This window comes from Nonomuraea sp. IBHARD001, from assembly GCF_056106265.1.
In genome coordinates this window covers 365,081-378,890 of the sequence record NZ_JBWBBW010000001.1, presented here as the reverse complement: position 1 = coordinate 378,890, position 13,810 = coordinate 365,081, and the positions used below count along the sequence as shown (strand labels likewise).

16 protein-coding genes and 1 pseudogene are annotated in these 13,810 nt (G+C 69.0%); 14 read left to right on the top strand and 3 right to left on the bottom strand.

Going from position 1 to position 13,810, the window contains the following annotated elements:
- Window positions 1-180: 180 nt before the first annotated feature.
- From ACTWNK_RS01570 to ACTWNK_RS01545, 6 genes are all read left to right on the top strand, one after another.
- Complete coding sequence (locus ACTWNK_RS01570) at window positions 181-636, top strand: hypothetical protein (RefSeq protein ID WP_474301673.1); 456 nt, start codon at window positions 181-183, stop codon at window positions 634-636.
- A 557-nt stretch (window positions 637-1,193) separates the two neighbouring features.
- Window positions 1,194-1,556, top strand: a complete 363-nt coding sequence (locus ACTWNK_RS01565; RefSeq protein WP_474301672.1) for a WGR domain-containing protein — start codon at window positions 1,194-1,196, stop codon at window positions 1,554-1,556.
- Window positions 1,557-1,582: 26 nt separating this feature from the next.
- A complete protein-coding gene (locus ACTWNK_RS01560; RefSeq protein WP_474301671.1) occupies window positions 1,583-2,539 on the top strand; it encodes an AAA family ATPase in 957 nt (318 codons plus the stop codon).
- A complete protein-coding gene (locus ACTWNK_RS01555; protein WP_474301670.1) occupies window positions 2,536-4,317 on the top strand; it encodes a hypothetical protein in 1,782 nt (593 codons plus the stop codon). The genes ACTWNK_RS01560 and ACTWNK_RS01555 overlap by 4 nt, the downstream gene beginning before the upstream one ends.
- A gap of 241 nt (window positions 4,318-4,558) precedes the next feature.
- The gene (locus ACTWNK_RS01550) at window positions 4,559-5,227 is read left to right on the top strand and encodes a DUF4192 family protein (protein WP_474301669.1); all 669 of its coding nucleotides are present in this window, start codon (window positions 4,559-4,561) and stop codon (window positions 5,225-5,227) included.
- A gap of 841 nt (window positions 5,228-6,068) precedes the next feature.
- On the top strand, window positions 6,069-6,362 hold the full coding sequence (locus ACTWNK_RS01545; RefSeq protein WP_474301668.1) for a hypothetical protein: 294 nt from the start codon (window positions 6,069-6,071) through the stop codon (window positions 6,360-6,362).
- A gap of 67 nt (window positions 6,363-6,429) precedes the next feature.
- Here ACTWNK_RS01545 and ACTWNK_RS01540 read toward each other — a convergent pair whose 3' ends face one another.
- The gene (locus tag ACTWNK_RS01540) at window positions 6,430-6,591 is read right to left on the bottom strand and encodes a hypothetical protein (protein ID WP_474301667.1); all 162 of its coding nucleotides are present in this window, start codon (window positions 6,589-6,591) and stop codon (window positions 6,430-6,432) included.
- Between the two features lie 62 nt (window positions 6,592-6,653).
- Here ACTWNK_RS01540 and ACTWNK_RS01535 point away from each other — a divergent pair.
- From ACTWNK_RS01535 to ACTWNK_RS01520, 4 genes and pseudogenes are all read left to right on the top strand, one after another.
- Window positions 6,654-6,932, top strand: a pseudogene (locus ACTWNK_RS01535) (transposase); the annotation flags it as partial.
- A 162-nt stretch (window positions 6,933-7,094) separates the two neighbouring features.
- Window positions 7,095-7,391 carry a DUF6247 family protein gene (locus tag ACTWNK_RS01530; RefSeq protein ID WP_474301666.1) on the top strand — a complete coding sequence of 99 codons (297 nt, stop codon included), beginning with the start codon at window positions 7,095-7,097 and terminating at the stop codon, window positions 7,389-7,391.
- The gene (locus ACTWNK_RS01525) at window positions 7,354-7,635 is read left to right on the top strand and encodes a hypothetical protein (RefSeq protein WP_474301665.1); all 282 of its coding nucleotides are present in this window, start codon (window positions 7,354-7,356) and stop codon (window positions 7,633-7,635) included. Before ACTWNK_RS01530 ends, ACTWNK_RS01525 begins: the two co-directional genes overlap by 38 nt.
- Window positions 7,636-8,290: 655 nt before the next feature.
- The gene (locus ACTWNK_RS01520) at window positions 8,291-9,520 is read left to right on the top strand and encodes a hypothetical protein (RefSeq protein ID WP_474301664.1); all 1,230 of its coding nucleotides are present in this window, start codon (window positions 8,291-8,293) and stop codon (window positions 9,518-9,520) included.
- 62 nt (window positions 9,521-9,582) lie between these two features.
- On the opposite strand, the gene ACTWNK_RS01515 is transcribed toward ACTWNK_RS01520, so the two are convergent.
- A complete protein-coding gene (locus ACTWNK_RS01515) occupies window positions 9,583-10,227 on the bottom strand; it encodes a hypothetical protein (protein WP_474301663.1) in 645 nt (214 codons plus the stop codon).
- A 166-nt stretch (window positions 10,228-10,393) separates the two neighbouring features.
- On the bottom strand, window positions 10,394-10,660 hold the full coding sequence (locus ACTWNK_RS01510) for a PadR family transcriptional regulator (protein WP_474301760.1): 267 nt from the start codon (window positions 10,658-10,660) through the stop codon (window positions 10,394-10,396).
- A 390-nt stretch (window positions 10,661-11,050) separates the two neighbouring features.
- On the opposite strand from ACTWNK_RS01510, the gene ACTWNK_RS01505 reads away from it, so the two are divergent.
- From ACTWNK_RS01505 to ACTWNK_RS01490, 4 genes are all read left to right on the top strand, one after another.
- Window positions 11,051-11,599: a hypothetical protein gene (locus tag ACTWNK_RS01505; protein WP_474301662.1), complete on the top strand. Its 549-nt coding sequence runs from the start codon at window positions 11,051-11,053 to the stop codon at window positions 11,597-11,599.
- 147 nt (window positions 11,600-11,746) lie between these two features.
- Window positions 11,747-12,328: a hypothetical protein gene (locus ACTWNK_RS01500; RefSeq protein WP_474301661.1), complete on the top strand. Its 582-nt coding sequence runs from the start codon at window positions 11,747-11,749 to the stop codon at window positions 12,326-12,328.
- A 244-nt stretch (window positions 12,329-12,572) separates the two neighbouring features.
- Window positions 12,573-13,466 carry a DNA-processing protein DprA gene (locus tag ACTWNK_RS01495; protein WP_474301660.1) on the top strand — a complete coding sequence of 298 codons (894 nt, stop codon included), beginning with the start codon at window positions 12,573-12,575 and terminating at the stop codon, window positions 13,464-13,466.
- Between the two features lie 162 nt (window positions 13,467-13,628).
- Complete coding sequence (locus tag ACTWNK_RS01490) at window positions 13,629-13,754, top strand: hypothetical protein (RefSeq protein WP_474301659.1); 126 nt, start codon at window positions 13,629-13,631, stop codon at window positions 13,752-13,754.
- Window positions 13,755-13,810 lie beyond the last annotated feature (56 nt).

The following is a 13,810-nucleotide window of genomic DNA, read 5'->3' as shown; positions in this document are numbered from 1 at the left end:
CCCCACGCCGCGACCTGCCCTCCGCCGCACCCCCGACGCCGCCCCCCGCCCCCAGCGCGCCCCCGGCCACCATCACTGCCGCCACACCGACCGGTACACGCCGCCAGCGCACAGACGGCGACCCCACCCGACGCCCGCGCCGACACCCGCCTGCGCGGCCCGCACCAGGGCGGGCAGCACATGAGCGCCGCCCGCAAACCAGCCCCCGCCGCCACCGAACTGAGCGCCGACGGCATCGCCTGTGTCGAGGTGCTGCGCCGCGCCCACCTCAAAGCCAAACAACTGGCCGCCGAAGCCGACGACCTCAACGCACGCAAGAACACCCTGCTGGCCCAGGCAGGCCTGCTGGCCGCAGAGCAGGCGCTGCAAGCCAGACGCCACGCACTCGACACCATCACAGCCCAGGCCTCGACCATGATGTACGCCGAACTCGCCCACACTCCGGTGGGGCTGATCAACGGACAGCCGGTCGTGCGCGGTGTCGAAAAGCCCGCCGGCCGTCGCTTCGACACCGACCGCTTCTTTCACGACCACCCCGAACTGGCACCTGAGCGCGAGCACTACAGCAAGAAGACGAGCGAACCGGCCTTCAAGGTCGTCCTTATCACCGCAGCCAAGAGCAAACCGAGCCCATGACGCGCACCGGCCGCGCCGCCCGCCGCCGTGTGGTCGCGGACCTGGGCCGCCCTCGGCGCCGCAGGTCACCCCACACCGATCGCCGGCCGCGCCACAGCCCACCCCTCACGCGCGCAAACGGCGAACGGGCTGCGCACGAAAAGACGCCCGGACCAGGGCCTCGGCTCGCACCTGCCGTTCCTGCTCCGGGTCGCATGAGCGTGGCACCGGACGCTGCCCGGCCTTACCGGCTTCTTCTGCGGCAGCGCCGAGCGGCCTCCGTCCACCCCTCGCAGGAGTCGGCGCCGCCCGCCCAGGCGACGCGCCGAACACGCCCGCCGCCGCAGCTCCGCCCGTTCGCCGTCGGCGCCGTGCAGGGGCGCACAGCCCGACAGCTGCCGCAGGCACCAGCCCAGCCGACCCGTGGCGCCTTTTCGACGGCATGAGCGCCCGGCGATTGGCGCGCTGCCGCCGATCCCGCCGGTCAGCGCCAGCCAGAGCAAGCACGCAAGGCGCCCGCAACCCGGGACGAACCGGCCACGACGAGCCCGCCAGAGCCACGAAAGGAGCATCAGCAGATGCCCGCAGCCGCAGGATGGGAACTGCGCTCACGCGACCCCGCCCGCAACAGGGACAGGTTCTACCGCATCATCGTGTCTGCCTCGACGCTCATCGTGAACTGGGGGCGAGTGGGCACCACCGGCCGGTTCATGATCCGCCGCCGCAGCACCGTCCGCGCCCGCGCCGAAGCGCTCGACATCACCGCCCGCAAAGAAATCCGCAGCCACTACGTCGCGTCGATCCCGCCGCTGAGGTTCGAGATCGACCTCGACGACCTGCACGCGTGCACCCACAGTGACCACCACCAAGCCCGCTTCGCGCGCGCCCGACTCATCCACGCCTTCCTCGCAGCCGCCCGCAACACCAGCGACCGTGCCTGAAACGCCACACCCCGCCGGAGATCATCGTGAGCACCCCCACCCAGGACAAAGCCAAAGCCCTGCTCGAGCAGATGGACGACGGCTTCGACACCGGCCACCTGCCCGCCGGCCCCGCCTCCCGCCCCGCAGCCGACCCCAAGGCTGCTGGGCTCAAGCCCATCGGGGCGCGTCAGCGCCCCGGCGGGCAGATGTATCAGCCGCGTCACATCGGCCCCTACGAAGACCTCGCCCTGCTTCGCCACTACCGGGAACGGGGCGAAAGCGTCCTGATGGGCGGCCCGCCCGGCTGCGGCAAAACCGCGGCCATCGAGGCGGCGTTCCAATCGCCGGACGGGCCCGGCCTGCACGTCGTGCTGGGAAGCGCCGCCACCACCACCGAAGACCTCCTCGGCGGCTACCACCCCGACCCCACCACCCCCAGCGGCTACTCCTGGCAGCCCGGGCCGCTGACCACCTCCGTCATCGAAGGACTGCCGCTCCTCATCGACGAAATCGCCGTCATCGACCCCGGCGTGCTGACCTGCCTGTACGGGGTCATGGACGGGCGCGGGGTGCTGCACATCCCCGGCCGCCCCTCCCACGAGCCCGTCCCGGTCGCCCCCGGATGGCTGCTGGCCGCCACCTACAACCCCGGCGCGCCCGGCGCCCACCTGGCGCCGGCGCTGCGCGACCGCTTCGACCACCACCTCAGCGTCGGCACCGACTGGCAACTAGCGCGCGAGCTCGGCGTGCCAGGCCACCTGATCGCCACCGCCAAGAACCTCGACACGCGGCGGGTGGCCGGCGAACTGTCTTGGTCGCCGCAACTGCGCACCCTGCTGGCCGCCCGCGATCAGATAGCCGCCTACGGCGAGCAGTACGCCATCGACAACCTGCTGTCCAAAGCCCCCGCCGACGAGGCTGACATCATTCAGGAGCTGTTCAACTCCACCTACTGGCCGCGCGCGGTCCCGGCCAAGGTAGCGGGACGGTACGGCGCGTGAGCAGCCGCAGCCCCGCCCCCCAGCGCCCGCGTCGGCAGCCGATCGACCACGGCCGCGAAGCACTGAACGTGCGCCTCAACGCCATCATCGCCACCATCACCGGACGCGACGACGCGCTGGCCACCATGGTGTGGGAGCAGCCCGAACACACGCCCCCCGCCTGGTTCGACCCCGCCAAAGCCATGATCACCGTCAACAGTGCCGTGCTGGCGCCCGGCACGCTGCCCTTTCACGTCGACCCCTCAACCCGGAAAGGACGACTACAGCAACCGGTCCTGATCGGCGTGTGCTGCCACGAAGCAGGACACGCGCGCAGCACCGGCTGGAACCTGCCACAGCTGCGCCGACGCGCCCCGTCACCGCTGGTCGCGCACACCGCCGAACTGCTGCTGGAGGCGTGGGTGGAGGCCCTGCAGCTCAAACACAGGCCCGCCGACCAGCAATGGCTGCGCGCCAGCGCCCGCCACCTGCTGGCCCTGCCCGCCCTCACCGACCCCAGCCCGCAGCAGCACAGGATGCAAGCAGTCAGCGCCGCACTTTTGGTGCTGGGCCGCGTCGACGTCGGCGTCCTGCACGACGCCGACATCACCGACGTCCACGCGATCGTCCGTGCCGAGCTGGGCGACGACACCCTGGCCGAGGTGCGGCACCTCACCCGCCAATCCCTGACGTTCGCCGAAGGAGACAGCGGCGCCATGCTGAGCGCCGCCGCAGCCATCGTGGCCGCCGCAGGACTCGACCCCACCACCCCCGACGCCCTCGGCGCCGCCCTGCTCTGCCACAGCAACGGCCGCCCCAAGGCGGCTCCTTCGACGACGCGCGGCGAGCTGGCGCAGGCGATCACCGGCCTGGCCGACAACGTCGCCCGGGCCGCGCTCGACGAAGCCGCAGCCGAACTGGCCCAGCAGCACGCCGACGACGCGCCGGACCCGCAGCGGCTGGCCTCACACCAGCGTGAGCACGACCACCAGGCCACAGCCCAGCACGCCGGGCGGGTGTTCACCACCCGCCCGGCCGCCGACGCGCCGACCGGACCGATCACCGGGCAGCGTCCGCCCACGCCCGCCGAACGCGCCCGCGCCGGCGCCTTGGCAGCCCACCTGCGGCGCGCCCGGCACCGCGCACACCAAGCCACCACCACCGAGGCCGCCTTCCCGCCGGGCAAGCTTCACCCCCGATCCGCCCTGCAACGAGCCGCCCAGCAGGCCCTGAACGCCCCCCTCACCGCTCAGCCGTTTCGACGCCAGCAGCACCTGCGCACCCCGCAACCGACCCTGCACGTCGGGCTGGCCGTCGACGTGTCGGCCTCCATGCGGGCCACCGCCGAGGCGTGCGCCAGCGCGGCATGGATCCTCAGCCACGCCATCGGCCGCGTGCACGGCCGCTCAGCAATGCTGGCCTGGGGCTCCACCCTCACCCCCGTCACCTGGCCGGGCGTCGCGCCCGCCCAGGTGGCCCAGCTGGAGACCACACAAGGAACCGAGGTACTGACCGAAGCCATCTACGCCCTGGACGGCGCGCTGGGCCTGTCTCGCTTTCGCGGCGCCCGCCTGCTGGTCATCGCCTCCGACGGCGCACTCGACAGCGACGATCAGGCCGACGCCGTCGCCCTGATCGCGCGACTCGGCCGAAGCGGCTGCCCCACCCTGCAGCTGTGCCTGCAGCGCTCATCGCAAACGATTCCCGGCGCGGTCGGCGTTGTCGTTGACGACGCCGACGCCTTCGCTCACGTGGTGGGCCGGGCAGCCGTCACCGCACTGGAGCGCGCCAGCACCTGATCCGCACGCCCACCGTTCTCCCGCGGCCTCCCGCCCCCGCCTCACCGGCGCTCCCACCCATCAGTGATCGGCCGAGCGGCACCGCACGCGCCCCACCCGGCCGACACGGGGCCGCCTCCACTCCCCCAGGCGTGCGCCCGCTTGAGGGGCCCGCCCCTGCCCGCGGCCTCCCGACACAGCATCGGCCGCGTCCTGCGCCGCCGCACCTCATCGCGCGATGCGCACGATCCCAGGAGAAACCATGTCGACCCACCCCATCTGCACATCGGCCGCCGTCCAGGCCTGCCTCGCCACCCGCCACCTCAGGCGCGACGCCGACGGCGCCCACATCGCAGCCCCCCTCACTCGCCACCTCGCCGGCCACGTTCGCAGGCACCTCAACCGCCATAGCGTCGCCGCCGTCATGACTGGGGGGCTGGCCCGACTCGACGCAGCCGCAGCCGCAGCAGCAGACGACGCCCTCGACGAGATCGAGATCATCCGGCTCGGCTGGGACCTGCCGGTCACCTTCCTGCGCGACTGCGCCTGGGCCGCCCTCGTGCACGGCCCCCACCGCCGATCCCACCACAAGCTGTGGCTCACCGTCGCCTCCCGCGTCGACGACCCGTTCGCCCCGGCAGCTCTCTGCCTCGTGGCCGTAGCGGCGCTTTTCGAAGGCGAAAGCGCCGCCGCTGCCGCAGCCCTGCAGCACGTCCTGCACCTCGAACACACCTACTCGATGGCACAGCTCCTCTTGGCGGTCCTTCGGCACCCGAAGAGGATGTCGCAGCTGTGGGATGCCATGCCGACCCGCGAAACACTGAAGCAGACCATGGGCGAGCCCGAGGAGGGATGGCTACAGCCCACATGGGCGCTCGCTGGAACCTACCTGGACGGCGTCCCCGACGGCGCACCGACTATGAACCGGTGAGCGAGGAGGCCGATACCCTGGCTGACGGTAGCCGTGGAGAGCGCGCCCACCGAAGCTCGCCGCCGGGACCCCTATCATCAAAGGCCGCGCACGCAAGAGCCAGCACGTCGTGACAGCGAAACGGTCGCCAGCTGCCGACGTCAGCGTCGCGGCCGTCGCGCCTCCCATGACGGCACTCATCTGGCCCGGACCGCCGGGCCCGGGGCCTGGCGGCTTCGCTGCTTCGCCACCAGGCCCGGTGCCCAGCCGTCAGCACCCCGCCGCTCCCCTGGGCACACCCCGACCGGATCGTGTCGCACCCGCTCATTCAAGGCGCCACCCCAGTGAAGACCTGCACCCGTGAAAGGCGCCTGCTCTTGCCCCCGCTGTTCTCCCTCACCCGGACCGCACTCCTACCGGCGCACGCTCACCCGGCGAGTCGAACCGTCAAGGGCCACCTGCACAAGGCGTATCCTCGGTCCCGCGCTGCGCACCCACCCGCCAAGGCGCGCCGAATACACATGCCCCGTACCAGCGACCCGCCGCCTCCTGATGAACACCCATCTGCGCCGCGAAGACTTCCCCAGGGGCGGAATGTACGCCCCTTTCTCCAGCACCGACAAGCCCATCGAGGCCGTCGCCAAGGTGGGTGACGACACCACACAATCCGGCCTCCTACCGGCCAGGTTGTGGAGCCGGAGCAGGCAGGAGGCCCACTCAGCACATAGACGGCGGTTGCGCACGCCCGAAAGCCCCAGAAACGATCATGTAGAGGAGAAACCCACACCCCCAGGCGAGAACTCCCCCACCACACTCAGTGAACCCCGGGAAAAGCGCCACACGACCGCCTACCGTCATAGGTATGCCTACCCACCGCGAGCACTTCGCGCGCTTGACCACCCCGCGCGGGAGCATCGTCTCCCTCCCCAACCTCACCGAGGACGAAGCCGAAGAGGTAGCCGCGCACTATGGCTTGCCCTCCGAACTGCCCGGGCATCGCACCACCAGCCCGGACAGGAAGATGTGCGACCGGTGCAAAGGCGCTGGGGGCTGGGAGGAGAAGGTGGAGTCAAAGTCCAAGAGCGGCAGCACCGTCGTCACCAAGAAGTGGGTCAACTGCCGACCCTGCGGCGGCACTGGCCAGACCCCCAAGTAGCAGAAGCTGACATTCAGTCCGGGCTGTCACGGCTGGTCGGCAACGACAGCCCGGACAAGCAAGGATCCTAGGGCTGAGGCCGGTCCGACTGCTTCGCGTTCGGGGTCACGTGCACGCCGACCACGGTCAGCACCGTGTTGACGATCTCCGTGCTGGAGTACACACATCGAACGCCGACAGCTGCGAAGAGCGCTGCTATGACCGTCTTGGCGATCTTGCCTAAATTCATGGCTTCTCCTTAGACCGTGTCTTGTTCGGTGATCGATCGCTGAGTTGATCCTGGATGCGTTCATGGACCGCCTGATACCTGATGCATGGTGGGAGTTGTTCCAGGGGGTGGTGCCGCCCGCGCCGTCACGGCCGCAGAGTGGCGGGCGTCGCCGGGCCGATGACCGCCTGGTCCTGGCGGCGATCGTGTTCGTGGCGACCAGTGGCTGCACACGGCGGCAGCTGCCGCCGCTGTCCGGGGCATCCTGACAGACGGTGCACCGCCGCTTCGCCGGATGGAGCGCCGCCCGCGTCTGGGCCAAGCTGTACCGGGTCATGCTGGATGAGCTCGGCTCGCGCGGCCTGCGGTGCGGCTATCAGGGGGTTCGGCCGATTCGCCCCTCAGCGTGCGGATCCAGCGCCTGGCCTGCGAGTGCGGGGACTTCCTTCACCAGGACCTAGTGACACCGCAGTCTCTCGTACTCTCTCGCGTAGTCTCGAATCCTGAGGAGAGGGAGATGCACCATGTCCGCGCAGCCGGTTCACGAGGATGACCCGCATGACCCTCAGGTCATCCTGCGGGATCTGCCAGAGCGAGAGCGTGCTGCCTTCCTGCGCGACTACCATCACGCTGTGGAAGCAGCTCGCGATGACCTCGCCGCGTACAAGCGACTGCCGCGCCTGCTGCACAGGTGGCGGCTGATGGTGTCCGCGTCGAACGCGCCTGGCTATTGTGAGGTCGCCGACGAGGCCCGTACCGGTGCTGGGGTGTTCACGCCGTTGGATGAGGGCATCGCCGCTGAGCAGGCCCGCCGTCAGTGACCTACCGCCAGACCTGTCAGAGCGCGCACTCCGGCAACTGAATGGCATCCCCGAAGAGGCGCTCGGCGCACTGGCCAAGACGATGGTTGTGGTGTGCGACGACCCGTTCGACGTGCTGGAGACGTCGCCCACCGAGGACCCGGATAGGCGTGTCGCCGCGTTCGGTGAAAGCGGCCTGGTCACGTACGTCATCGTTGAAAGTGCTCTCGTTGTGCGGATCACCTACGTGTTCTGGGCGGGATAGCCTGCCGAACGCATCACCGGAGGCACCCCGCACTCGCGGGCCAGGTGCTGGATCCGCACGCTGAGGGGCGAGTCGGCCGAACCCCCTGATGGCCGCACCGCATGTCGCTATCGTGCCGATCATGGGAGGACGCGCACGCAGCAGGCAAGGGAATGACTCCCAGCCTCACCGCGCCCTCGCCGTCGGGTTGAGTACCGCCACCGTGCTCCTCGGTGTCGCATCCAACTTCGCTGACGTTCCCGCCCTGCACCAGATCGTCTTCGGTGTCTTCACAGGCCTGACCGCTGGTGCGCCCACCCTGGCACAAGCACCATCAAAAGCGCTCGCGTACGCCCCTAATCGGATTCTTTCGCCGACCACTCAGGTCGTCCCCGCACGCGTGGGCCAGAACCGGCGAGAGGGCTGTGCGACCCGGCCGCCGCCTTCCCTGCAGTCATGAGGAAGTTCCCGCAGATCCGTCCAGGTGTCACAGGGCGGCGACCTAGGGCCCGCCCGGTGTCGCTAGCACCGGCGTGCCCGAGGGCGCTTCCCGCGCACACGTAGCCTGACCCGTGCTCAGCTTCGAACAGTGCGGCGCAGCGCGCGGTCGCATTCCACACGCTTGGCTGCGCGAAAACCCGCTGCAACTGGGCACCCCGCCCCCTAGCCTGAGGGGGTGACCGAGATCCCGGATCTCTCTGACCCTGAAGCGTTTGTCGCGGCACTGCATAAGGGCGCAGAAAGAGGCAGGAGGCTGGCCTCGAGCCGACCAACGCTCACAGAGGTCGGTGAAGCACTCCTCGCCTTCCACGATGCATTCGCGAACTCGATATGGGAAGACAGCTCATCCGAAGCCGGCATGCTGCCACTCCCCAGGCAGGGCTCCGTGGCCACGCGCGGTGCCACACCACACCTGAACCCCGATAACAGCCTGGTTCTCGAGATCGTTGGCCGACTGATCTCCGGCGTCCGCGATCACCTCAAGGGGCTGGCGTACTTCGCGATCTCCAGCGCACCGCTACGGCCACTCCTGGCACATGCGCGCATTGTCTTCGACGCCAGCGCTCAGGCGACCTTTCTCTTGGACCGGGCCCTTGATGACAGGTCGCGCACGGTTCGAGCGGCAAACATGAAGCTGGAGATGCTCAAGCAGGAACTGAACGACGCGAACAAGGGCGGCGACGCGACGGCCGCCGCCGCCTGGCAACGGGAATCGGCAGCGATCCTTGCTGCTGCAAAGGCCGATGGCTTCCCCCTGGTACAAGGCAAGAACGGAACCGTCAAACCGTTCCTCCACCCGCACGACGCGTATGAGCAGCATCGCCAGAACCTCCTGGAAGGTCTCGGAGAGACGACGTGGCGCGACCTCTCATCGGTGGTCCACGCACAAGAACGGTCTATCCTGCAGTTCACCTTAGGGCTGGGAGAACTCGGCCCAAGCGTGCATACACCCTCATATGCGGCAGGGCACATACTGCCCGTCATCCTCGCCTGTATCGAAGCAGCACAGGCAGCCGAAGCCTTCTACGGCACGTCCGAGACGCCCATCCCGGCCACCCTCACAGACGAGCTCCGGACCCGTGCGGCAGCAGCCGCCGGCCTCATGGACGAGCACCTCAGAGAACGCCTGGACACACCACCCCAAGAGGACCGCGACACAGTCGAAACCGGGCAAGCACTCCAGATCGCGATCGACATGGTCCGCAAGCAGCGAAACGGCGACGACCCAGCCCAGGCCATAGGCGACTTCCTAGACGGCCCACACGCAGAGCAACGGGTGGGAAGAATCACCGCTTCCCTGCTCCAGGTGACCTTTGCACTCACAGCATGCCTCGACGCGATCGCACCCGAACTCGGGGATCGAGCCCTCAATGCGGCAGAGGGCGCGCTGCCCGAAAGCGACTAGCGCAATCGGTCCCACCGATGCGCGCGAGCCACCCTGCAGAGGGAGATTCTGCTCCGTGCTCGCTACGCCCGCGGCTTCTCTTCCTTCGGGGGATGGGCTTCATACCTGTCACGCAACCAGTCGACCACCCACGCCATGGCCCCAAAGGCACACAGAACAACAACAATCGCAGCACCCACACCCGTGTCGGCCGCCGTCTCGAAACCCGCCCACAACAACAGGCCGGCCAGCACAACCCGGGTCCGGACATCAGAGCGCAAAACCCACCGCAGCGAGATCAGGAGCGGCCGGGCGGCACAACGACCCACCCAAGCTGCCCGAGAGCGCAAACCGGCCAGGAGAATCCCCGCCGCGAAGCGAACAACCTCAGCAGCGCTACCCTCGACGGCGATCTCCCTAAGGGACTGCCGCCACTCCTCTCCGCTCTCCTCCTCCACCGCAATCAAGGCGCCCCACGAGACGAAGCGCTGAGCGACTTGCGGAGCCATTTCGGGAAGAGCGGGAACCACGTCAATATCTTCAATGGTATACGTGACGTGAATATCGGCGGCTTCGTCACTCGCCCGCAAGAGCTCAACGAGATGAATCATCTCTAGCGGCGAAACGCTGTCGAAGTCCATTATCACGCCGCTAGGGGTGGTGAAATGGATGGTCAAAGACGACCTTGGGCGATTGGGCTTGATGCCGTGAGCCACTCCCGCGATCATTTTCCGAATCATTGAAGGATTCAGGCGCTCGCAGGTAGCGCACGAACAAACCGCCCCCTCTCCCGATAGAAAGCTGTGGTTTCTAATGAACTCACGCTCCTTCTGTCGGCGGAGCTGGAGAGAGTAATAGTGAAGCTTCCGCGAGAGCGCGCTCTTCCTCCGCATCTCACACCCAGCCAAGGCGCGACACCGGAGCGCGAGAAACAGCCTCGTGCGCTGCCACTACACCCTCACCGGTCAGCTCGTACATGCGCCGCCGCGGCCCCGTCGCGTCACCGTCGTCTTCCTCCCAGTAGGCACGCACCCACCCGGCCCGCTCAAGCCGCCTCAAGATCGGGTACACCGTGCCCGAGCCGAGACCCGTGGCACGGCAGATCTCCAGCCCGTACGTTGCGTTACCGCTGGTGGCAGCACCTTGAAGCGCTTGGAGCACGTGCTTGGTGGTAGTGGTGAGTCTGACGCCCACAGCACCCCCCTATCGTTCTCGACCTATGTCGAGATAGAGCCTAGCCCGCCCAGCACCCAGCAGCACAGCAAACACTCCCCCCAGAACACGCCCAAGCCGATGCATCACCACTGGCAGGCGATACCCGCACGCGTGGGCCACACCCTTCGTGAACGAAACGGCACCCCCGTGCGACTGCCGGCAACTCCCGGCGCCCTTTCCTGGATCTACGTGGCCTCCTCTGCGCACAACCAGGCCACGCCGTGCTGCGCACGGTCGCCTGCGGCGAGCCTGGCCCTGCTCCGCTCCAGCCACGGCCCCACAGACCAGGCGCCGGGAGCAGCCCGAGCCCCGCCACGAAAGGAAAACAAGCCGAACGTGGACCGGACAACAGAACGAGCCGCACGCATCGAACGGGCCCGCCGGGCACTCGCCCACACCCCGCCCGGCGAACACCACGACCTCGCAGACAACCTCCAGCGCGTCACCGAACTCATCACCGACCTGATGATCTACGCTCACTCGCTGGCCGGACCGTGGCGGAACATGACCACAACAGGCCACCTGCTGGCCCAGGTCACCGCCGCCACGGCCGAACTCGGCATCGACCCGACCCGGAGCCGCAGCCAAGGCCCAGGCTTCCTGCACGAAGGAGCATGGCTGGCCGGCGAACTGCTGTCACACGCCGACACCCTGCCCCACGAGCCGGGCAGCACCACCCAGGCGCTGAACCTGCTCGCTCACGCCCTGCTCGACTACCACGTCAACCGGCCCCGCATCAGCCACCTGCGAGGGTTCTACCGCACCCGGCTGACCCGGCAGGCCGACGAGATCAAACACCGCCTCGCGGATCTGCTCCAGCAGCACCCCGAGGCGATCATGGAAGTGCTCGGCCACCTCCTCGGCGCCCACGCGCTGCCCCCCTGAGCCGCGTCACCTGCGCACAACCGCAGCCGGTCAGCGCCCTTCACCGCACGTCAGCCGCCACCAGCAGGGTCGCCGACCCCGCCAGGCCCACACCCAGCGGCCGACGCGGCAACCACATCCCATTTCCGAGGAAGAAGCGTGCACCCCGTGAGCGACATCGACTCCTACCCCGGCTTCGGGCACATGCTGGTCGTCTCAGCCGCAGGCGACCGGATCTCCTGGCTGCCCGACCGCCGCACCGCACTGCGCACCAGCGGCAACATCACCCGCGTCGTCATGATCGGTGACAGCGCCCGCATGCTCCACGCCCGCGCGAACGCCTGCGGCCACATCAACCCCATGACGGCCACCACGCACGCCTGCGGCCACCTGCAGCCAGGCACGCCACAGGCGGCCGCCTACACGATCCTGACCGACGCCCAGGCCGTGCAGCGCGTCATGTTCCCGCCCTACATCGGTGACATCACGCAACGCCCCAGCGAGCTGCACCTGCTCGACCTCCCCTGCACGCTGGATCCAGGAGACATTCTCGCCGTCCACACCGAACGCAGGTATGTGGTGTGGAACCACACCACATACGACGACACCGTCGCGCTCGCCGCACCGATCCTCCCCAACGGGAGCGTCGATTGGGGCAGCGGCGCCAGTGTGGACACGATGCACACCCCTCTACGCCGCGCCCTGCAACAGCTCAGCTATGACCTGGGCGAAGCGCAACACAGCACCTGAACAACAGCAGGTGAGCTGTCGCCGACAACCAAGGTTTCTCCCTCGTCGGCCCGCCCGCACCAACCGGGCCTGCCCCCGGTGCCCGCCCTGCCCTCCAGCCGAGACCCCTGCGCAGGGCAAGGCCTGCCACACCCCGGCATGCCTTGCCCTGCTGCGCGGCATCAGCCACCCGCCTGCCTTCAGGCACCGAGCCGCCCCCGGCCGCCCCCACCCGAAGGCGAGAACACCACCACCAGGAGGCCTCATGTCAGAGCACGACCTGCTCGCACGCCTAACCCTGCTGCGCATCAGAGACCCCGAAGACCACCTGCTCGATCACCTGGTCACCCAGCGCACACCGGCCGGCGCCATCGAAGCCCTCACCAGCGCCGCCGCCCTTCACCACGACAAGCCCGCACCGCTGCCCGCCCAGCAGTGGGACCACGCCTGCGCACGATGGCGGCACCGACTGGCCACAGCCAACCCGATGGCCGACCTCGCAGCCGGCCATCGGCTCGGCGCCACCCCGGTGATTCCCGGAGACCCCGACTGGCCCATCGAACTGAACGACCTGGGCAGCGCCGCCCCGTACGCCGTATGGGTGCACGGAGCCGCCCGGCTGTCGACCGCTTTCAGCCGGTCGGTCGCCGTCATCGGCTCCCGGGCAGTGAGCGAGCACGGCACCCACGCGGCCACATCCTTCGCCACCGCCCTCGGCGAAGCCGGGTGCAGCGTCATCTCCGGCGGCGCTCTCGGCGTGGACGCGGCCGCCCACCACGCCGCCCTGCTCACCGACGGCCCCACCATCGCCGTGCTGGCATCCGGTATCGATGTCGCCTACCCGGCGGCGAACAAGCCCCTGCTGGCCCGCATTCGCCAGCAGGGGCTCCTGGTCAGCGAGTACCCGATCGGCACCCCGCCCGACCGCAGACGCTTTCTGGCCCGCAACCGGCTGGTGGCCAGCTCAATCGCCACCCTCGTGGTGCAAGCCGCCGCGCGCAGCGGAACAATGAACACCGCCCGCCGCGCTCACCAGCTCCACCGGCTTCTGGCCGCCGTTCCCGGGCTGGGAACAGACGGGGGCAACCAGTTGCTGGCGGACAGATGGGCCCACCCCGTGCACCGCCCGCAGCATCTGCTCAACCTGCTGCAGACCTGAGCATCACCAACGCTCTCCGGAGGAAGGGGCTTGGGGGCTCAGAGCCCGCCCCTGCGAGGCTCATGGCATGGCCGCCGCTGAGGCCACGTGGTTGCTTGGCGATACCATCGCGCCGATGCCTCCGTCGCCTACCGGTCGACCCGTAGCGCCACGCGCAAGGCCGTGGACAAGAACCTGCCAACCTCGATGCTGCCCAGGCGCGGCTTCACCGCCATCATCATGGTGGCCACGGTCACTGGGGACCGTACCCGGACGGACGCGTTTGAGCACCCCATCGCGGACGTGTGATCGGGTGAGTGTCCTCCTGGGCACGATGGATGTTGAACGTCACCGACTGGGGCGGC